The 21,228-nt window shown below is 39.7% G+C and carries 18 protein-coding genes, 1 tRNA gene and 1 pseudogene; 14 read left to right on the forward strand and 6 right to left on the reverse strand.

The window, feature by feature from the left end:
• Together L0668_RS13920 and ubiB are read left to right on the forward strand one after the other, a co-directional pair.
• Positions 1-660, forward strand: a complete 660-nt coding sequence (locus L0668_RS13920) for a ubiquinone biosynthesis accessory factor UbiJ (RefSeq protein ID WP_235313313.1) — start codon at positions 1-3, stop codon at positions 658-660.
• On the forward strand, positions 660-2,303 hold the full coding sequence (gene ubiB / locus L0668_RS13925) for a ubiquinone biosynthesis regulatory protein kinase UbiB (RefSeq protein ID WP_235313314.1): 1,644 nt from the start codon (positions 660-662) through the stop codon (positions 2,301-2,303). The genes L0668_RS13920 and ubiB overlap by 1 nt, the downstream gene beginning before the upstream one ends.
• Before the next feature lie 28 nt (positions 2,304-2,331).
• Here ubiB and L0668_RS13930 read toward each other — a convergent pair whose 3' ends face one another.
• On the reverse strand, positions 2,332-3,213 hold the full coding sequence (locus L0668_RS13930) for a hypothetical protein (protein ID WP_235313315.1): 882 nt from the start codon (positions 3,211-3,213) through the stop codon (positions 2,332-2,334).
• Between the two features lie 292 nt (positions 3,214-3,505).
• Here L0668_RS13930 and tatA point away from each other — a divergent pair, with 292 nt between their 5' ends.
• From tatA to hemB, 6 genes are all read left to right on the forward strand, one after another.
• Entirely contained in the window at positions 3,506-3,766 is a 261-nt protein-coding gene (tatA, locus tag L0668_RS13935; protein ID WP_235313316.1) for a twin-arginine translocase TatA/TatE family subunit, read from the forward strand.
• Positions 3,766-4,065 (forward strand): Sec-independent protein translocase protein TatB, encoded by a 300-nt coding sequence (gene tatB / locus L0668_RS13940; protein ID WP_235313317.1) that lies wholly within the window; start codon positions 3,766-3,768, stop codon positions 4,063-4,065. Before tatA ends, tatB begins: the two co-directional genes overlap by 1 nt.
• A 76-nt stretch (positions 4,066-4,141) precedes the next feature.
• The gene (gene tatC / locus L0668_RS13945; RefSeq protein ID WP_235313318.1) at positions 4,142-4,891 is read left to right on the forward strand and encodes a twin-arginine translocase subunit TatC; all 750 of its coding nucleotides are present in this window, start codon (positions 4,142-4,144) and stop codon (positions 4,889-4,891) included.
• Positions 4,892-4,968: 77 nt separating this feature from the next.
• The gene (locus L0668_RS13950; protein ID WP_235313319.1) at positions 4,969-5,769 is read left to right on the forward strand and encodes a TatD family hydrolase; all 801 of its coding nucleotides are present in this window, start codon (positions 4,969-4,971) and stop codon (positions 5,767-5,769) included.
• Position 5,770: 1 nt separating this feature from the next.
• Complete coding sequence (locus L0668_RS13955; RefSeq protein ID WP_235313320.1) at positions 5,771-7,192, forward strand: sensor domain-containing diguanylate cyclase; 1,422 nt, start codon at positions 5,771-5,773, stop codon at positions 7,190-7,192.
• A 40-nt stretch (positions 7,193-7,232) separates the two neighbouring features.
• Positions 7,233-8,225, forward strand: a complete 993-nt coding sequence (gene hemB, locus L0668_RS13960; RefSeq protein ID WP_235313321.1) for a porphobilinogen synthase — start codon at positions 7,233-7,235, stop codon at positions 8,223-8,225.
• A 27-nt stretch (positions 8,226-8,252) separates the two neighbouring features.
• Here the strand turns inward: hemB and L0668_RS13965 are convergent, their stop codons facing one another.
• Both L0668_RS13965 and rhlB read right to left on the reverse strand, forming a co-directional pair.
• A complete protein-coding gene (locus L0668_RS13965) occupies positions 8,253-9,773 on the reverse strand; it encodes a Ppx/GppA phosphatase family protein (protein WP_235313322.1) in 1,521 nt (506 codons plus the stop codon).
• Positions 9,770-11,032: an ATP-dependent RNA helicase RhlB gene (gene rhlB / locus L0668_RS13970; protein WP_235313323.1), complete on the reverse strand. Its 1,263-nt coding sequence runs from the start codon at positions 11,030-11,032 to the stop codon at positions 9,770-9,772. Before rhlB ends, L0668_RS13965 begins: the two co-directional genes overlap by 4 nt.
• Positions 11,033-11,134: 102 nt before the next feature.
• Here rhlB and trxA point away from each other — a divergent pair, with 102 nt between their 5' ends.
• The 5 genes from trxA (at position 11,135) to L0668_RS13995 (ending at position 15,081) form a co-directional block, all read left to right on the forward strand.
• Entirely contained in the window at positions 11,135-11,461 is a 327-nt protein-coding gene (gene trxA / locus L0668_RS13975) for a thioredoxin TrxA (protein WP_235313324.1), read from the forward strand.
• A gap of 263 nt (positions 11,462-11,724) precedes the next feature.
• The gene (gene rho / locus L0668_RS13980; RefSeq protein WP_235313325.1) at positions 11,725-12,990 is read left to right on the forward strand and encodes a transcription termination factor Rho; all 1,266 of its coding nucleotides are present in this window, start codon (positions 11,725-11,727) and stop codon (positions 12,988-12,990) included.
• Positions 12,991-13,221: 231 nt separating this feature from the next.
• Complete coding sequence (gene purE / locus L0668_RS13985) at positions 13,222-13,716, forward strand: 5-(carboxyamino)imidazole ribonucleotide mutase (protein WP_235313326.1); 495 nt, start codon at positions 13,222-13,224, stop codon at positions 13,714-13,716.
• 11 nt (positions 13,717-13,727) lie between these two features.
• Entirely contained in the window at positions 13,728-14,867 is a 1,140-nt protein-coding gene (locus tag L0668_RS13990; RefSeq protein WP_235313327.1) for a 5-(carboxyamino)imidazole ribonucleotide synthase, read from the forward strand.
• Positions 14,868-15,005: 138 nt separating this feature from the next.
• A tRNA-Thr gene (locus L0668_RS13995) sits at positions 15,006-15,081 on the forward strand.
• Between the two features lie 501 nt (positions 15,082-15,582).
• Here L0668_RS13995 and L0668_RS14000 read toward each other — a convergent pair.
• Both L0668_RS14000 and prmA read right to left on the reverse strand, forming a co-directional pair.
• Positions 15,583-17,016: a M20/M25/M40 family metallo-hydrolase gene (locus tag L0668_RS14000; protein ID WP_235313328.1), complete on the reverse strand. Its 1,434-nt coding sequence runs from the start codon at positions 17,014-17,016 to the stop codon at positions 15,583-15,585.
• An 85-nt stretch (positions 17,017-17,101) separates the two neighbouring features.
• Positions 17,102-17,980: a 50S ribosomal protein L11 methyltransferase gene (gene prmA / locus L0668_RS14005; protein ID WP_235313329.1), complete on the reverse strand. Its 879-nt coding sequence runs from the start codon at positions 17,978-17,980 to the stop codon at positions 17,102-17,104.
• Between the two features lie 318 nt (positions 17,981-18,298).
• Between prmA and L0668_RS20815 the strand changes: the two are divergent.
• Positions 18,299-19,441, forward strand: a pseudogene (locus L0668_RS20815) (methyl-accepting chemotaxis protein); the annotation flags it as partial.
• 436 nt (positions 19,442-19,877) lie between these two features.
• On the opposite strand, the gene accC reads toward L0668_RS20815, so the two are convergent.
• Positions 19,878-21,227: an acetyl-CoA carboxylase biotin carboxylase subunit gene (gene accC / locus L0668_RS14020; RefSeq protein WP_235313330.1), complete on the reverse strand. Its 1,350-nt coding sequence runs from the start codon at positions 21,225-21,227 to the stop codon at positions 19,878-19,880.
• Position 21,228: the final 1 nt, after the last annotated feature.

A 21,228-nucleotide genomic window follows, 5' to 3' on the forward strand; every position in this document is an offset into this window, starting at 1 on the left:
ATGCCATTACCGCAACTTGTTACCTCAGGAATTGAATTAGCTTTGAATAAGGTTCTATTGCTCGATCCTGACAGTCAAGGGCGATTACGAAAATTATCTGGTCGTTCACTACAAGTGAAAGTTAACGAATTACCTTGGCCGCTAATGTTTAGCTTTTCAAGCCAAATTGATGTCCGAATTGCAAGCCAAGATCCACAAGACACAATTGCAGATTGTTTAATTGAATTAAACCTAGAAACCTTGCCCAAGTTAAAAGATAGCAGTCAACTAACTCAACTTATCCAACAAAAAAAACTAAATTTGATTGGCGATATATACGTCGCACAAACCTTTAGCTCGCTAATGAAAGACTTAGATATTGATTGGGAAGAACAGCTAGCAAAATACACTGGCGATGTGGTTGCTCACCAAACTTTTAGCAGTACAAAAACACTTTTCAAAAAAGCTAAATTTAATCTCGAGCAAACCGCTGAGAAACTAGCAGAAAACTTACGCCAACCTAATTCAGTCAGCATTACTCAAAATGAAATGATTCTTTTTAGTGAGGATGTAAATGATTTACGCAGTCACACTGAACGCCTAGCAGCGAGAATTGCTAGATTAGAACAAACCGCCCAAATTAAAGCAGAGCAAAATCAAACCAAGGGATCAGCAAAGTAGTGAGAATATTTCGCCTATATCAGATAAATAAGGTCATGTTGCAACATGGTTTAGATGAAATGATCCCGCCTAAATGGCTTCCTTGGTATGCCAAAATAGCCAGAAACACATTTTTTTGGCTAACAAATAAGCACAAAGACAAGTCCGAAGGCGCTCGGATTCGGTTAGCCCTGCAGACCCTAGGCCCAGTCTTTATAAAGTTTGGTCAAATGTTATCCACTCGTAAAGACTTGTTACCTCTAGACATAGCTAAAGAGCTTAGTATTCTCCAAGATCAAGTCGAACCATTTGACAGTGAACAAGCCCAACAAATTATTCGCCACGCTTTTGGCTTACAACGTATAGATCAATTGTTTAGTGAGTTTGATTCGACTCCACTGGCTTCTGCTTCAATAGCGCAGGTTCACTCGGCCAAGATCCAAGATAAAAACACGGGCCAAGATCAAGAGGTAGTAGTCAAGGTCATTCGACCTAACATCAAACAAACCATCCAATCCGACATTGAATTAATGCGTACCCTAGCGGGTGTGTTACAAAAGCTATTACCCGATGGTAAACGACTTCGCCCAGTTGAAGTGGTAGAGGAATACGAAAGAACCATTATCGATGAGTTAGACTTAACTCATGAAGCAGCGAATGGTATTCAATTTAAACAAAACTTTGAAAACTCGCCAGCTTTGTATGTGCCTAAAATATACAGTGACTATTGCCATAAAAACGTCATGGTGATGGAGCGAATTTATGGCACCCCCATTTCTGATATTGAACAACTCACCGCGCGAAATACTAACTTAAAACGTTTAGCCGAAAGGGGTGTTGAAGTATTTTTCACCCAAGTGTTTCGTGATAGCTTTTTCCATGCTGATATGCATCCAGGCAATATTTTTGTGGCCTATGATAATCCACAAGATCCACAATACATCACCATAGATTTTGGCATTGTTGGCACCCTAACCCGTGAAGATAAACGTTACTTAGCTGAAAACTTTATCGCTTTTTTTAATAGTAACTACAGAAAAGTAGCCGAATTACATGTGGATTCAGGTTGGGTACCATCAGACACAGACATAGACGATTTTGAAGCGTCTATTCGTAAAGTATGTGAACCTATTTTCAAAAAGCCATTAGCTGAAATTGAATTTAGCAATGTGTTGTTACAGCTTTTTAATACCGCTAGAAGATTCAACATGGTGATCCAGCCTCAACTGGTATTGCTACAAAAAACCTTATTGTACATTGAAGGCTTAGGCCGTCAGTTATACCCACAACTAGATTTGTGGCAAACAGCTAAACCTTTTTTAGAAAACTGGTTAAAAGAACAGATTGGCTTTAAAGCCATGTATAATAAAATTTATGCCAACTTACCTTATTGGTCTGAAAAACTACCGGAAATCCCTGACCTAGTTTACGATTCGTTAAAACAAGTCAAAACCTTACCAGAACAACAAAGATTACAATTTGAAAACCAACAAATTCAGCTTAAACAACAACATAAAAGTAGCCAATGCGTGATGGTGGGTTGCAGTTTAATTATTGTTGCTAGTATTTTACCGATTTATCAAAACTCAATGTGGCCAAGCATTACTTGTGCAAGTGCAGGAGTGATATGTTGGTTGTTAGCTTGGAAAGTAAAAAAGCTATAGTTGCTGTGGTGGTCTGAGAAGTAAAAAGCTACAGTTTGCCAAAATAACCTTCAACCCTAAGTGCCATGCCATAAGAGGCTGAAAAACTTTCATCTCTGCGCCACAACACAAATGGCTCCACCTCAAAAAACAACCATTCTCTTAATGCGTTTTTCCGCCACCTAGTACTAATTAGGTATTCTTCAATTCGATAATTAGGCTGACTTTTTCCTTCTAAATATACGCCAGTGATCAAAGCCGTTTCAGCATTTAACTGCTTAAGGTTTTGCACATTGTGCTGCCAAAACCAATCATTAGTCTTATCACGGTAATAAAAATGGTTATTGAAACGAAATAAATCACTATCACTGATGTTATAACCAAATTGTCCTGTTATTTCTGCGCCCAAACCATCTTTCGAATAAAGATAAGCCGAGGTCTCCCACCTAAAGCTGGTTTTATCTGTCAGTTGATGGAAATTTCTATATCGACTTTTAGCAAAAATTTGCAGCTTACGTCCCACACCTATTCGATGAGAAAAACCACTATCCGGTTTACTTTTCCAACGTAATGCTAAACTAAAACGATTTTTCTCCGAATAATCTTGATTCTGTAAAACATTTAGAGAATTGTCCGCTTGTTCATCGTCGTGATCTGACAAAATCACATCAACTCTATTTTTTAATTTAGGGAGTTTGAATCTAACTTTAAATCTTGTTTCGAATTCATTTAAGTCTCTAGTTCGTGGCTCCCAACCTAAACGAATTCTAGCCTCGCCTCTCGCTGAGCTATCAGTTGGAAAATCTTCTAAAGCAAAAAAGTTATCGAACCACACAGCAGTCGATCCTACTGAGTCAACTAAGTTAGCATGCATAGAATCTAACCAAATGTAACTTTTTTCAGTTTGCTCGGCGTTCACAGGCCAAGTCAATACTATGCTCAACCAACAAACAATTATATTCTTCCGCGTTAGCTTCAATGCTGATCCTAATAGTTAGTTGTCAAAAATCAGTTGTACTTCAAGAAGTAATATAACTTTAGCAGGTAAGATGCCAGCCTTGCTGAAATTTCTAATTAACCTGAGTTCATACATCGAACTTAGGTTAAGTAAGCCTTATCAATTAAAACTATGATAAATAAATTTACAGTTTAACTCATCAAATCCAGTGACCTTTGGTTGAAGAAACGTATAATGAGTCAGATTAAAAAATTTGGAGTATTTTATGTTTGGCATTAGTCCAATGCAGCTATTAATTATCTTAGCAATAGTGGTTTTATTATTCGGAACAAAAAAGTTACGTGGCATGGGTAGTGACTTAGGCGGCGCTTTAAAAGGTTTTAAAAAGGCCATGAGTGACGATGAAAAAGACGCTGACTTCGAAAAAACAGAAAAAAAATCGGATGAAAAGGTTGAAGACAAATCATCAGATACAGCTGCAACAGCAACTCAACAACCTAAGAGCGAACAAAAAGAGTCTAATTAATGTTTGATATTGGCTTTTTTGAAATACTGATTATTGGAGTATTAGCCTTGGTTGTTCTAGGTCCTGAAAGGTTGCCCGGTGCAGTGCGTTCAACCATGAAAACCATTCGTGGTATTAAAGGTATGGCCAATGGCTTCAAACAAGAAGTCGAGCAGCAATTTAAGATCCATGAACTACACGAAAACCTCAAAAAAGCCGAGCAACAAAATTTAGAAAACCTGTCTCCTGAATTACAAGAGTCTGTTGACGAACTTCGTAATGCAGCCAAGTCTGTACAAAAACCGTATTCAAAAGAGTAATTAACCTTGAGCAACACACAAAAGAATACAAATATTCGCTACAGACGTATCTTGTGTCGAATTCGGATTAACTAATATGTCAGAACCAAACAGCTTAGTTGCTCATTTGATTGAGCTAAGAAGTCGTGTATTAAAAGCCTTCTTAAGCATATTTGTAGTATTTTTGTGCCTAGTTTACTTTGCTCAAGACCTTTATCATTGGTTGGCTACACCTTTGTTAGATACCCTACCTGAACATGCTGAAATGATAGCCACAGATGTGGCCTCGCCATTTTTTGCTCCCTTTAAATTAACTATGGTGTTATCTTTTTTTATTGCCATCCCTATGGTCTTTTATCAAGTTTGGGGATTTGTAGCCCCAGGTTTATATAAAAATGAAAAACGTTTGGTTGCGCCGCTACTTTTCTCAAGCACTTTGTTATTTTATTTGGGGATGGCCTTTGCCTACTATGTAGTTTTTCCATTAGCTTTTGCCTTTTTTACTAGCGTAGCCCCCGAAGGGGTGGTTATTAATACCGACATCAGTAGTTACCTAAATTTTGTACTAAAAATATTTTTTGCTTTTGGTTTATCTTTCGAAATTCCTGTGGCCATAGTGCTTATGTGTTGGACGGGCATGACTACACCAGAAGCCCTAAGAGCTAAGCGGCCTTATGTAATAGTTGGCGCATTTGTGGTCGGAATGTTACTCACACCACCAGACATAATTTCGCAAACACTCCTGGCTATTCCAATGTGGATACTATACGAATTTGGCATTATTGTTGGCAGTGTGTACTCACGTCGGAAACCAGACGAAATTAACGAAGAACAAGAACTAGACTAAACTTTTAATAAAAACGTTAGTCTTCTTGCGGTTCCTATTAACAGTTATAAAACACTTCCTGATGAGAATGACGGCTTATGAATTGGTGTGATATTGGAGTCAACTTTACCGACAAAAGGCTTGAATTAGAGCCAGTATTAGCCCGTTCATTCAAATCTAATGTCAACCAAATTATCATCACAGGCACGTCAATCCCTAGTAGCTTAAAGGCCGTTGAGTTAGCTAGCGCTTATCCAAAACACTTATATTCAACGGCCGGTGTGCACCCCCATCATGCCAGTGAATTTAGCCAAGAAACTGTCAAACAATTAAAACAGTTAGCCAACAATTCACTAGTAGTGGCTATTGGCGAATGTGGACTGGATTTTAATCGTAATTTTTCAACGCCTGAACAACAAGTTTATGCTTTTGAACAACAACTACAACTAGCTTGCGAATTACAACTACCGGTTTTTTTACACGAGCGTGACGCATTCGATACCCAAATCGAAATATTAAGTAAATACCAAAATAATTTAGTTGGTGGTGTGGCCCATTGTTTTACCGGTAATCAGCATCAAATGCTGCAGTATCTAGAGTTAGGTTTTTATATCGGTATTACTGGCTGGGTTTGCGATCTTAAAAGAGGCACAGACCTACGAGATGCAATCACTTCATTACCTTTAGAGCGCCTTTTATTAGAAACTGATGCACCATATCTGCGGCCTAAAGGGTTAGCTAATAATAGAAAACTCGACAAAGGTAATAACGAGCCAGCTTATTTACCTTTTATTGCTCAACAAGTAGCTGATTTAATGCAAGTTGACTTAACTGTATTAAACCAAGCCAGTTTAAACAACACCCAGCAACTTTTTGGCCTTGCTGGGATAGATAATTAATATGCAATCCCAGCCTTTCAAGCTTTCTTTACCCAAACAGAGATTAACTATTATTGGGGTTAGTATCACTCTAGCTATTACTGGTTTTAGTATGATGTGGAGCAGTCAAGAAAGCTTTATTTTAGGTTTATTTTTTGGCTTATTAGTCGCTTTGGGTTTAACTAACTTTTTTACTTATCTCTATACCCAGTCTTTCAGGTTCTTAATTTACAGCTCACTCATTCTATTTTGGGGCTTAACTTTGGCCTCATTTTATGAGCTGGGAGATAAACATATTTGGTCTGATATAGGTTGGTTACGGCTGCATTCACTCGGCCTTTTCCTAACCTTAAGTTTATGCCTAAGTTTGTTATTTAGTTACTTTTTGCTAAATGTGGCACGCTATAGTCAGTTACTAAGTTTGCTGTTTAAGCTAATGGCGATTTTAGTGCTGATAAACTTTGTAGCTAGCTTTTTTCTCGCTGATGGCACCATCAGCTTAGCTTTATTATCGACTTTAATTTTAACCAAGCTGCTACTCGTATTCACTGGGGGATGGTTATGGAAAAAAAGAGTTCCACTTGCCAAAAATTATACAATTTCCTGGTTAATCTTATCAGTTGGAATTTGCCTAATCTGCCTACCCCATATAGCAAATCTTCACATTTCAGAGACAATTTTACTGCTCGCTTTGGTGATAAAATCTAGCTTACTAACCATGATGTTAATTTTACATTATCATCAAGAAAAACAGAGTATTCTTCGAGAAAAAGTCGACACTCTTGAACAATTGAATCAATCCTATCAAGCACAAACGGCTCAGCAAAATGAAGAACAAACGTCTACCCATGATCTAGAGTACAAAGTGCAAGAACGTACGCTAGAACTCGAAATAGCGCTACGAGAATTATCAGAAAAAAACCAAGAGTTGGAACAAAGAAACACTTTAGATGCTTTAACCGGTATACGTAACCGCAGTTATTTCGATAAAAAGTACCAAGCAGAAACACGCAGAAGTAGGCGTGAGCAAACTAAACTTTCTATCGTGATGTTAGACATAGATCATTTTAAAAATGTAAATGACCAGCATGGCCACTTAGTAGGTGATGAATGTATAAAAACCGTAGCCCAAACCATTCAAAATGCCCTTAAACGCCCCAGTGATGACGTCTGCCGTTATGGTGGTGAAGAGTTTGCACTCATACTGCCCAATACAGAGTTAGCAGGCGCGATGAATTTAGTGGAACAAATTAGACTTGATATCGCTAATACCCCTATAAATATTGATGATCTTAATGTGAAAATTACCGTTAGTGCCGGCATTGCCACAGCCATTGCAGAACAAGACGAAGATTCAATATTAGCTTTAGCTGATAAACAATTGTATAAAGCTAAAAACTCCGGCAGAAACAAAGTGTTAGGTAGTGAGTTAAGTAGCTCGTAATTCATAACACGTAAATAAAATTAGCTCAACAGGATGCAAAATGCCCGAACAATTTCCCCAAACTCGCATGCGTAGATTGCGCAAACAAAGTTTCACTCGCAAATTAATGGCTGAAAGCCAATTATCGGTTAGTGATTTAATCTATCCTATGTTTGTTTTAGAAGGCGAAAATCAAAAAGAATTAGTCCCTTCTATGCCTGGCGTAGAAAGGCTATCAATTGATTTGTTAGTAAAAGAAGCCCAAGAATTGGCAGCACTAGGTATTCCAGCTATTGCTATTTTTCCAGTCACGCCAGCAGAGGCTAAATCACTATGTGCCAGCGAAGCATTTAATCCGCAAGGTTTAGCCCAAAGAGCCGTGCGTGCTCTAAAAGCTGAAGTTCCGGAACTAGGCGTGATGACTGATGTAGCACTTGATCCTTTTACCTCCCATGGTCAAGACGGCTTAATTGACGATCAGGGTTATGTATTAAATGACGAAACAATCGAAGTACTGATCAAGCAAGCTTTGTCTCATGCTGAAGCAGGAGCAGATATAGTGGCACCTTCAGACATGATGGACGGTCGTATAGGTGCGATACGCCAAGCTCTTGAATCAAATGGTTATATTAATACATGTATCATGGCTTATTCGGCCAAGTACGCTTCAGCCTATTACGGACCGTTTAGGGATGCAGTCGGTTCCGCTGGTAATATCAAAGGTGGTGATAAAAAAAGTTATCAAATGGATCCGTCCAATTCTGACGAAGCCTTACGAGAAATCGCGCTAGACATAAAAGAAGGCGCTGACATGGTCATGGTTAAACCCGGTATGCCATATTTAGATATTGTTAGACGCTGTAAAGACGAGTTCAAAGTGCCCACTTTTGCCTACCAAGTCAGCGGCGAATACGCCATGCATAAAGCCGCATTTGCCAACGGCTGGTTAAACGAAGAACAAGTGATCCTTGAGTCGCTACTTGCGTTTAAACGAGCGGGAGCAAATGGAATTTTGACATACTTTGCTAAACAAGCGGCGTACCTACTTAAATAGCTATAATCCACGGCAGTACTGATAGAGCTAGAAACATTCCAGTTTCCAGCCGACTTTGTGTTGCTGCCACTTTTCATTAGCAAGTTCAGCATCAATTAAAGGATGAGATTTTAACCAAGTTCCTGGGAAAGTAAGCACCCACTCTTGTTCATTAACCTTTAAATCAAACTGAGCTAATAGATGGTCTTTACGTCGAATAGATAAAATACAAGCTAGGCGTAAAATACGAGTAAGAATATGTAAAGCATGACGTACATCAGGATGAAATGATTCAAAAGTACTTAATTGAATTTCTTGCCTATGACTTTGCACTAAGGCTTTAATGCCCTGAACCTGCTGTTGAGTGTACCCCACCATAGGTAGATAACTTAAAATATAGGCACCATGTTTATGATGTTGTTTATATTCGATATGCATGCCCAATTCACTTAACATTGATGCCGCGATCAACATGGGCTCACAATCCACTTTAGTTAACTCAAGTTGTTTTTGCACTTGTTTAAATAGAGCCAAAGCTAGATTTTTCACTCGATTAGCATGTTCTGCTTCTATGTGAAACCTTTCAATAATTTGCTCTAAAGTTTGCGTTCTACGGTCATTTTGTTGCATGTTATCTAACATGCCGTAGATAAGCCCCTCTCTTAGCGCTCCGCCAGAGATCTGCATTTCTTGAATGTGAAGCTGTTCAAATAAGGCAATCAGAATGGCTAACCCACTTGGAAAAATTGCTCGCCGAGCTTCTGTTAACCCTTCAATTTCCAATTCTTCGATTGATACACAGTCGATACATTGTTGTTTTAAGTTGTGCAAATAATCTAAACGAATAGAGTCACTTATGCCTTGAGTAACCAAGATTTCAGTAATAGCTTGTGGTGTACCAGATGCACCTAAACACTGCTGCCAATTAAAGTTTAAAAAGTCATCAACTACAGGGGCTAATAAAGACTTAGCGTATCCGATCGCTTTCTCGAAAGCTTGCTCGGTAATATTTCCGTCAGAAAAAAATCGCTCTTTGAAAGTGACACACCCCATATTCATACTTACTAAATGAATAGGCTTCATGTCATTGCCAACAATCACTTCAGTGCTAGCGCCACCTATATCAATCACCAAGGAATTGCCTTGATTGGCAGAAGTATAGGCTACTCCTAAATAGATTTGACGAGCTTCTTCTTCGCCATCTATAACGTTTAATTTATGATTTAAGATCTTTTCCGCTTCAGCAATAAAAACATCGGCATTTTTGGCTAAACGTAAAGTGGCGGTACCCACTATTTTAATGTTAGATAAAGGAATATCTTGCAGTCGTTCAGCAAACACCCGTAAGCAATTCCAGCCTCGCTCTAGACTGGCTTGGTCGAGCATCATATTTTCATCTAAGCCCGCGGCTAAACGCACTTTTTGTTTTACTTTTCCAATAATATGTACACATCCCGCAGACACTCTAACTACTACCATATGAAAACTGTTAGAGCCTAGGTCTACTGCGGCATACAATTGCTCTGGTTGAGCAAAGGGAACGACTGTTTCTATATTATTTTTATTCATCTATTTCGATTTGGGCGAGGTCCTGAATGACGTTTTTGGTGGCTTCGGCCACTTTGCATTCGTTTTTTAAATCTTGGTTTAGGTGGCTCAACATCCCGAATTAAATCATTGGGGTTGTATTCCGTCACTGGAATAGAGTGTTGTACATATTCTTCAATGGCAGGCAAGTTCAATGAATATTTTTCACACGCAAAACTAATAGAGGTTCCGCTTTGACCCGCTCGGCCAGTACGACCAATTCTGTGCACATAGTCTTCTGCATCGTCAGGTAAATCATAATTAAACACATGGCTCACCGACGCAATATGTAACCCGCGAGCGGCAACATCAGTAGCCACCAAAATATCAATGCCACCAGAAGTGAAATTTTCTAATATTTTGAGACGTTTATTTTGTGGTACATCACCACTCAACAAACCAACTCTGTGATTATCTGCTTCTAACCAATCCGATACTCTTTCGCAGCTATGTTTTGTGTTGGCAAAAACAATGGCTTTTTCCGGCCATTCTTCTTCCATCAAAGTTAACAACAAATAAGGTTTATCTTCGTCAGATGGATAGAACAATTCTTCTTTTACCCGCTCTGCGGTTTTGCGTTCTGGTTCAATTTGCACATGAGTTGGATTATCCATGTGCTCATAAGCCAATTCCTGCACTCGATAAGACAAAGTAGCCGAAAACAACATGCTCAAACGCTCTGTAGGTTTAGGCATTCTGCGGAATAAATAACGTATATCTTTGATAAAACCTAAATCAAACATGCGATCAGCTTCATCTAACACTGCGACTTGAATATTATCTAGTGAAAAGATGTTCTGTTTATAATAATCAATGATGCGCCCTGTGGTGCCAATAATAATATCTACACCTTCTTGTAACTTTTCACGTTGACTTTGATAACCCTCGCCCCCATAAATGAGTCCAAGTGACAAACCCGTGTGTTTGCTTAGTAATTCAGCGTCATTAAAAATTTGCACAGCAAGTTCACGGGTTGGCGCCATGATAATTGCCCTAGGCTGACGTTTTGAGTCTTGTTGGTTAGTTAACAAATAGTGAAAAGTAGCAACCAAAAATGCAATGGTTTTACCGGTTCCCGTTTGTGCCTGACCTGCAATGTCATTACCTTCTAAAAGTGGAGGTAAGCTCAAAGCTTGAATAGGGGTACAATGGTTAAAGTTTGCGGCCGATAAAGCCTCAATAACCTGCGGATGAATGGCTAAGTCTGAAAAATGTGTTTCGGTTAAATGTGTTGTTTGCATAGCTTATAGCTTATCATTGCTTGCATTAAAAACCAGTTTCTATATAACAATCATTAATACGTTGAAGTTATATCAACGTAAGAAAAAATTACGGAGAAAAAAATGAGCGACAAAATTATCACCTTGTCTGACGATAGTTTCGAGGCCGATGTTATCAATGCTGCTGGTCCTGTGTTAGTTGACTTTTGGGCTGAATGGTGTGGCCCTTGTAAAATGATCGCACCAATTCTACATGAAGTGGCAGATGAGTTTGACGGCAAGTTAACAGTTGGCAAGCTGAATGTCGATGAAAATAACGAAACACCACCTAAGTATGGTATTCGTGGCATCCCAACTTTATTATTATTTAAAGACGGAAACGTAGCTGCAACTAAAGTCGGCGCTCTGTCTAAAGCTCAATTAGTTGAGTTTTTAAACGAAAATATTTAGTAGTTTTATCTAAATAATAATTAAAAAAGCTCAGCAGTTGTTGAGCTTTTTTATATCCAGTCATAAAAGCAATGAACCTAATCGAGCCCTGTGTAAACATTTTCACTAGACTATTTAAATTAATGATGCTAAGTTTTGTATGTGTTCACACCTGAACAGACCCGTATTTAGCTCAAATCAGAGATTAAAAAAGTAAATACCCTTGAATTATTCAAACAAACTTGACTGTAAAGACAAGCATCTAGCATAAAGACCCACCAATTATGAACCTAACGGAACTCAAGAATAAACCGATCAGCGAACTTGTTAAATTAGCCGAAGAAATGAAGCTAGAAAACATGGCCCGCGCCCGTAAACAAGACATTATATTTTCCATTCTAAAGTCTCACGCTAAAAGTGGTGAAGACATATTTGGAAATGGCGTATTAGAAATTCTCCAAGATGGCTTTGGCTTCTTGCGTTCCAACGACTCTTCATATTTAGCTGGTCCAGATGATATTTATGTATCACCGAGTCAAATCAGACGTTTCAACTTACGTACTGGTGACACAATAGCGGGGAAAATTCGTCCGCCAAAAGACAGTGAACGTTATTTTGCCTTATTAAAAATTGCAGAAGTGAATTACGACCGTCCTGAAAACGCTCGTAATAAGATATTGTTTGAAAACTTAACCCCGTTGCACGCTAATGAACGTTTAACCATGGAGCGTGGTAACGGCAGTAGCGAAGACATTACCGCTAGGGTGTTAGATTTAGCTTCGCCAATTGGCCGTGGTCAACGTGGTTTAATAGTCGCTCCACCTAAAGCGGGTAAAACCTTACTTTTACAAAACATTGCCCAATCGATTGCCGCTAATCATCCAGAATGTTTATTGATGGTACTGTTGATTGATGAACGCCCAGAAGAAGTAACTGAGATGCAACGCTTGGTGCGTGGTGAAGTAGTAGCTTCAACCTTTGATGAACCAGCTAGTCGTCACGTGCAAGTCGCAGAAATGGTTATCGAAAAAGCCAAACGCTTAGTTGAACATAAAAAAGATGTAGTCATTTTACTTGATTCAATTACCCGTTTAGCTCGCGCATACAACACAGTTATCCCTTCGTCAGGTAAAGTATTAACCGGTGGTGTGGATGCCAACGCATTACACAAACCAAAACGTTTCTTTGGTGCTGCCCGTAATATCGAAGAAGGCGGTAGTTTAACTATCATAGCCACAGCCTTGATAGACACTGGCTCTAAAATGGACGAAGTTATCTACGAAGAATTTAAAGGTACGGGTAATATGGAATTGCACCTGAACCGCAAAATTGCAGAAAAACGTGTATTCCCAGCCATAGATTACAACCGTTCAGGAACACGTCGCGAAGAATTACTGACAACCCAAGACGAATTACAGAAGATGTGGATATTGCGCAAAATTGTGCATGAAATGTCTGAAATCGATGCAATGGAGTTCTTAATTGGCAAGTTGTCTATGACCAAAACCAATGATGAATTTTTCACTGCTATGCGCAGACAAAAAACCTAAGTTCGACTCTTTTACATTCAACTTAAAAAACAATCCGCCCTCATTTTTATGTCGGCGGATTTTTTGTTTTAGCGTTGAAGTTACACCAATTAAAGCAAAAAATTTAATCAAAAATAACATGGTTTATTCAAACACTACGATAGGCTACAATACGCGGCTTGAAATTTTAGAGATGTTTGATTAAACAATTCAAATATCTACTTATTTAAAATTAATTAAGCGAGAAACCTTATGCCTAAAGTGGCAATAGTGATGGGCTCAAAATCAGATTGGCCTACTATGCAACAAGCAGCCCTAATGTTAGAAAAACTTGGCGTGGACTATCAAGCCAAGGTGGTTTCAGCCCACCGTACTCCTGGGCTTTTAACTGAATTTGCAGAGCAAGCAGCTGATGAAGGTTTTCAAGTGATAATTGGTGGTGCAGGCGGTGCAGCTCACCTACCAGGCATGATAGCTGCTCATACACATTTACCCGTTTTTGGTGTACCTGTGCGCTCTAGCCAACTTAATGGCATTGATTCGTTATTATCAATTGTGCAAATGCCTAAAGGCGTAGCTGTAGGCACATTAGCCATAGGCGAAGCCGGCGCCGCGAATGCAGGCTTATTGGCAGCTCAAATAGTCGGTTTACAAGATCTTAAGGTTCAACAAGCAGTTAAAGATTTTAGAGCTGCACAAACTGCAACAGTGCTTGCACAAGAAGAATTACAATTACCTTCAGCATAAAGGCTTAAAGAATGAGTATCTTAGTTTTAGGTTCTGGGCAGCTTGCCCGAATGATGTCACTCGCTGCTGCGCCAATTGGTGTTGAAGTCCAAGCTGTAGATGTGTCTAATCATAAAATTGTTGATCCAGTGACTAAGTTAGCCAGTAATCACTCACTTGATAAAATTTTACAAGAAGTGGATGCGGTCACAGCTGAATTCGAACATATCCCAGAAGATTTATTGGCCACAGTACACGCTTCAGGAAAACTCAAACCTAGTGCAGAAGCCATATTAACAGGCGCTGATCGAGTGCGAGAAAAAACCTTACTCGAAAAACTTAAAATAGCTAATTGCCCTTTTGACATCATTACCAATATCGAGCAGCTAGATGCCGCTGTTGAAAAACTAGGCGAACAACTCATTATTAAGGCAAGCCGTGACGGTTACGACGGGTATGGTCAATGGCGCATGCAAAATAAAAGCGAGTTAACCACTTTAAAGCAAACTCTTTCTAAGCTTGATTTGAATAAAGTGCCTCTAGTGGTCGAAAAAATGCTGAACTTTGAACGCGAATTGTCACTTGTAGCCGTTCGCAGTAGTGAAGGTCAATTAGCATATTATCCTCTGGCTGAAAATTTACATCATCAAGGGCAATTACATGTATCTATTGCACCAGCCACAAATGTTGATGAAGCACTAAACCAACAAGCGCAGCAAATATTTAATAAGCTTGCTGAGTCATTAGATTATGTGGGTGTATTGGCGGTAGAATTCTTCCAGTTAGGCGATACTCTGTTAGTTAATGAAATTGCACCTAGAGTGCATAATTCAGGACACTGGACTATGCAAGGCGCTGATACCTGCCAATTTGAAAATCACATACGAGCGGTACGGGGTTTACCTTTGGGTTCAACAAAAGTGACCTCACATACTGCCATGATCAATATTATCGGTTGCTCTTCATTCAATCGAGATATGTTAAGTATTCCAGGTTGCCATTTACATTGGTACGGTAAAAACCCAAGAAAAAAACGCAAAATGGGCCACTTTAATTTATGCGCTGACAGCTACGCAGAGTTGTCCAAATCAATTGATCGTTTGTCTGAGTATGTGCCATTAGAATTCTTCCCAATGCTTACAGACGAGGCTGCACGTTTGGCGAAATTATAAGCAGACAGAAACTAATTTACGTAATTGTTTGACAAATGTTTATATCTGAATAGAATAGCGCTCGCTTTCAGGGCTAGGAGCCTAATAAGGTTACTTACCAACAACCTGAAAGTAGCGTCACTTGAAGTAAAAAACAGTGCCGACTTAGCTCAGTTGGTAGAGCAACTGACTTGTAATCAGTAGGTCACCAGTTCGACTCCGGTAGTCGGCACCATTTTATTTCAGCATTTCTTCAAACTGACTTGTAATCAGTAGCTAAGTCTCATAGCAGTTCGACTCCCACAATCAGCACCATTTTTCTTTTCAAAAGCAAAAGCAAAAGCATTCACTTCGTTCACTTATGTGCTTCGCACACAAAGCATTCGTAAACTCACTTATGGCATAGCCACTTTATGAGCTTCGCTCACTGTCATCCATGACTTTTTTTAAACGAAATCCATTTCGTCTAACTTACTTTTTACCAACAGCCGCAAAAAGTAAGCAAAAAGGGCCGTGCTCCAGCAATGCTCTTCTTCTAATTTTGTAATGAATTAAGCAGGCCAGCTTGAGATGTTCCCGACATCACAAGCCTCAATTGGCTATCCATGCCACTTGACCCACTAAATTCACCACAAAATCAGCGAGCCTTGATTCGCATTAAGGGAAAAGCATGTGCTTCGCACACAAAAAAACACTAATCATTACAATTGGTGTTTTTTAGCTTACCCATGTTCGGTTATTTAGTTTTAGGGATTTTTAGGTCCACGTCAGAGTCTGCGATCATATAAATCGTTGCTGCGTAGGCTGCGACGTTTTGGGCGAGTTCATCTGGGTTGATTTTGTCTAAGGTATCATCAGGAGTGTGATGCAAATCAAAATAATCTCGACCATTTTGATTTAAACGGATAGTGGGTACACCCTGCTGTGCCAGCGGAATAATGTCTGGGCCACCACCTGCTATGTCTGCACCACCACGTACTATGCCAAGCGGTGATAACACCTTAGCTATTTCATCCATCAACTCTGTTGCTTGTGGATTGACGTTTGAGACTAGTTGCCAGATGGTTTGTGCGCCAAAGTCTGATTCTGTGGCCACCACGTGATTAGATAAATTATCTTTGTGTTGTTTTGCATAAGCAAAAGCACCGAGTAATCCAACTTCTTCGGCGCCAAACATTACCACTCGAATAGTGCGTTTAGGTCGCTTAGGTAATTTAGCTATTAGTGCCGCAGCAGCTGTGGTAATCGCGACGCCTGCGCCGTCATCTACTGCACCTGTACCCAAATCCCAGCTATCTAAATGACCACCAATTAGCACTATTTCATCTGGTTTTTCGCTACCAATCAAATCCAAAATAACATTGCCGCTGCTTACTTCACCTTTCCATTTAGACTCTGAATGCAAAGATATATTTAATGGCTTACCCAAGTTATGCAGTCTACGCAGGTGATCGGCGTCTGGATTAGAAATAGCGATAACCGGAATTTTTGCCCAGCCATCATCATTTTTACTCATCATGCCAGAATGTGGAAAACGGTGCGAGTCTGAGCCTACAGAGCGCACCACTAATGCCTTAGCACCAGCTCTTTGGGCATGTTGCCAGCCTACTCTTCTGCGTTGATTAGCTTGACTATAACCTGCACCGGTTTGACTTTTTACTAACAAGTCACCATCTACAAACGCAATTTTTCCGACTAACGACCCGTTTTTCACTTCAGCTAACGCATGGATATCTCGAAAATATACTACAGATGCGTCAATATTTTTCTTGGATGGGGCAGCTCCACCAAGCGCTGTGCCATATAAAGCTTGTTGGTAGGGTGAAGTTAATTCAATATGTAGATGGCCTCTATCCCAAAATGGCATAGTAAATTCTTCAATACTGACTTTATCAAAATCTAGACTTTTACCTAACTTAACTCCCCAATCTCGGGCCCGTTTTTCAGCCTCAGAACCGCCTAAACGCGGGCCAATCTCAGTGGTTAACGATTCCACTATACTAAAGCCAAGATCACTTTCAAGCGCTGTTTGAATGAGTTGTGTTGCGGTTTCTTTTTGGGCCTCTGTAACAGCAGTAACAACTGTCTGTTGGGCTAAAAGTTGAAAACTTAAAACACCTAAAGCTATGCCGTATGCAAAGCGCTTGGTTAATGGTTCTGTTAATCGCATGTTACACTCCGTTTGTCATCTACTTGGTATTGTATATTTAGTTGTATTTAAATCTTATAACCATGGTTTATGAATTGAGTAATTATTACTTTCTTTTACCCGACACTCTCGCCCATTCGCCGTCGATTTCGATTGGTTCCATATCAAAATCAACACTATATAAATCATTAATTTCTTGCGCTTGGTTATCTAAAATACCTGACAAAACTAATTTTCCGCCAGGCTTGCAGTATGCTGTGATCACTTCTCTTAGCTCTCTAAGAGGCCCTGCAAGAATATTGGCTAACACCACATCGGCTTCTAGTTCTGGCTGATCTTGTGGTAAATATAGCTCTATCAAATCGCCAATATCATTGCGATTGGCGTTGTCTTGGCTAGCTAACAAAGCCTGGGGGTCAATATCAATGCCTACCACTCGTTTAGCGCCTAACTTGAGTGCAGCTATACCCAATATACCTGAGCCACAACCAAAATCGACTACTAAGGATTGAGCGAGCTCTAGGCCATCTAACCACCTTAGGCACAAGCTAGTTGTGGGGTGAGTGCCAGTGCCAAATGCTAGGCCTGGGTCAAGCATCACATTCACAGCGTTAGGATCGGGTACATCACGCCAGCTTGGGCAAATCCATAAACGTTCTCCAAATTGCATGGGGTGGAAGTTCTCCATCCATTCCCGTTCCCAGTCTTTATCTTCTAATTGATCGAGTTTGTGATTGAAACTTTTTCCTAATATTTTGGCTTTGGATAAACGATTAATTACGCCTTGCATGTCGTGATTTGCGTCGAATAAACCTACTATTTGAGTGTCTGGCCATAACATCACTTCACCGGGTTTAGGTTCATACATGGGTGTATCTTTAGCATCAACGAAAGTCACTGCTTGGGCGCCATTAGCAGTTAACATGTCGCCGATTTGTTCAGCATATTCTGCTTGGCTGTTTATTTTTAGTTGGATCCAAGGCATGGGAGAGTTCTTTATCAAAGTTTTAGCCAGTATACCATGACAGCTTAATATGGCTTTACTTGAAACTGTCGTCAGAAAAATCACTATCAATTTTGAGTTTATGGTCGATAGTAAATATTGCAAAGTACAACCACCTCTTGTACACCTAACTATTTGTTATTAAAGTATTTAGGTAATTATCAGGTTTAAATTAAATAGTAAGGAACAGTCTTTATGGGATTTTTCAGTAAAAGTAATGACTTGTCTGTAGAGCTAGCTGAAATCACTCGTCACAAGTATAGTCTTGAAGCTGTGTACAAGGCGTTTTCTTTGTCCATGGCGATGATTGAATTTAGTCCTGAAGGTAGAGTACTCACTGCCAATCACAACTTTTTGCAAACAATGGAATATAGCCTGCAAGAAATTGTTGGTAAACATCACAGTCTGTTTTGCAAAGCAGAGTTAGTGAATAGTGCGGAGTATAAAGATTTTTGGAAAGAGCTGGCTAACGGTAAAGCGACAAATGGCGAATTTTTACGAGTCACTCACAGTGGCAAGAATATTTGGTTGGCTGCAAGTTATTGTCCAGTATTAGATCAAAGCGGCCAAGTCGAAAAAGTCATTAAAATAGCTTCAGATATGACTCAAACAGTTGAGTCAATGCATGAACTAAAAGCCCAATCCGAAGCTGTTTCTCGTTCGATGGCAACCATAGAATTTGATATCAATGGTAATATTCTGTCTGCCAATGATAATTTTTATCAGACTATGGGCTATACACAAGCCGAAATAATAGGCAAACATCACAAAATGTTTTGCACCGCTGAATTATCTAGATCTGACCAATATCGCCAATTTTGGCACAAACTTAATAGTGGAGAGTTTATTTCCGGCCGATTTGAACGGATCAATAAAAATGGGGATTCAGTTTGGTTAGATGCCACCTACAATCCGATTTTCAATACAGAAGGCCAGCTTTATAAGATCATAAAGTTTGCAACCGACCATACCGCTTCTGTCGAGGCCGGTAACAAAACCAGTGAACTTGTTTACCAATCATCAATAAAAACCGATGATATTTCAACTAAAGGCAACGACATAGTTACTGAAGCAATAGCGGCGATGCAAAAAGTATCACAGGGGTTATCTAGCGCAGCAGCAAGTATAGACTCTCTGAGCCAGCAATCAGAGCAAATAAGCAATATAGTCAATACCATTACGTCTATTGCTGATCAAACTAATCTATTAGCACTTAATGCCGCCATTGAAGCTGCCCGCGCTGGCGAACAAGGCAGAGGCTTTGCTGTGGTTGCGGACGAAGTAAGACAGTTAGCCGGTAGAACCAGTAAATCAACCGCTGAAATTGATGAAGTAGTTAAAGAAAATAATCAACTATCTAATGATGCTGTTCAATCTATGCAACAAATTGTTGAGCTTGCAGAACAAGGCATGAATTTAGTGCAAAAGACCGGCGAAGCAATTACAGAGATAAGCGACAGTACTCGAGAAATGGTGGAAGTAGTGAGTAAAATGTCAAAAAGTGACTAATACCAATCGGCATAAATAAGTAGTCACTCAGAATGCGTCCAGCGGATTTTGATTAAGGCGTCGCTATGTAGTAATGGTTTTTCCCTTGCAAATAGGGAGAACCCACTCTTTTTGAAAAGCTTGGGCGCAAAAGCCGCTGGGGCACTCCTTTCAGGCGAGTTTTAAAAAGGCTTACCCTGTGTTGCATGACCTCGAAAGAGAACATGGTGATTTTTAGTGAAGAGCTGCCAGTCATGCGCCTTGTTTAAGCCCTTTTAAACTCTCGCTGAGAGGCCAATTATTTATGCCGATTGGTATAAAAGCTTTAATTCTACTCATAAAAAAAAGAGCGACTAGTCGCTCTTTTTTTTGTTTTGCGTAAAGCTTAAGCCTAGTGGCCATCCATACCTAATTTCTTTTCAAGGTAATGTATATTCGCTCCACCAGCAGCAAAGGCATCATCTGCCATAATACTTTTTTGCAAATCAATATTGGTTTTAATCCCACCTATTACTAGCTCATCTAAAGCATGACGCATTCTTGCGATCGCTACATCTCGGGTTTCACCGTAAGTGATAAGTTTACCAATCATAGAATCGTAATAAGGCGGCACAGAATAATCTGCGTAAATGTGCGAGTCCCATCTTACTCCCAAACCACCTGGAGCATGAAACTTAGTAATTTTACCAGGGCTGGGAATAAAGGTTTTTGAATCTTCTGCGTTAATACGGCATTCAATGGCAAACCCTTTCACCACTATATCTTCTTGAGTAATGGCAAGTTTTTGACCTGAAGCAATACGTAACTGCTCTTTAATTAAGTCAACACCTGTAATCATTTCAGACACTGGATGTTCTACTTGAATACGGGTATTCATTTCGATGAAATAGAACTCACCATTTTCGAACAAGAACTCAAATGTTCCAGCACCACGATAACCGATTTCAACACATGCTTGGCAACATCTAGCACCAATTTTCGCACGCATTTCAGGGGTGATACCTGGCGCAGGCGCTTCTTCAACCACTTTCTGGTGACGTCTTTGCATTGAACAGTCACGCTCACCTAAATGAATAGCATTACCTTGGCCATCGGCTAAAATTTGGATTTCAACGTGACGTGGGTTTTCAAGGAATTTTTCCATGTAAACCACATCGTTGTTAAATGCAGCACCGGCTTCACTTTTAGTCATAGCAATTGAAGAAATTAACTCTTCTTCATTACGTACCACGCGCATACCACGACCACCGCCACCACCGGCAGCTTTAACAATAATTGGATAACCAATACCACGGGCTAATTCTTTATTACGAGCGTCGTTATTTCCTAAGGGCCCATCAGATCCAGGCACACAAGGCACACCTGCAGCTTTCATCGATTTAATGGCAGACACTTTATCGCCCATTAGGTTAATGGTATCTGCAGTTGGTCCAATAAAGGTAAAACCACTTTTTTCTACCGCTTCAGCAAAATCTGCATTTTCAGCTAAAAAACCATATCCAGGGTGAATAGCTTCAGCGTCAGTGACTTCTGCTGCAGCGATAATTCGAGGAATATTTAAATAACTTTCTGTAGCAGAAGCTTTACCAATACAAATAGTTTCGTCAGCTAGCAATACATGTTTCAAAGATTCATCAGCAGTTGAATGAACCGCAACCGTTTTGATACCTAACTCTTTACACGCACGCAAAATTCGTAGAGCAATTTCGCCGCGGTTTGCGATAAGGACTTTTTTAAGCATA

Source organism: Paraglaciecola algarum (genome assembly GCF_021532655.1).
Classification (GTDB): Bacteria; Pseudomonadota; Gammaproteobacteria; order Enterobacterales; family Alteromonadaceae; genus Paraglaciecola; species Paraglaciecola algarum.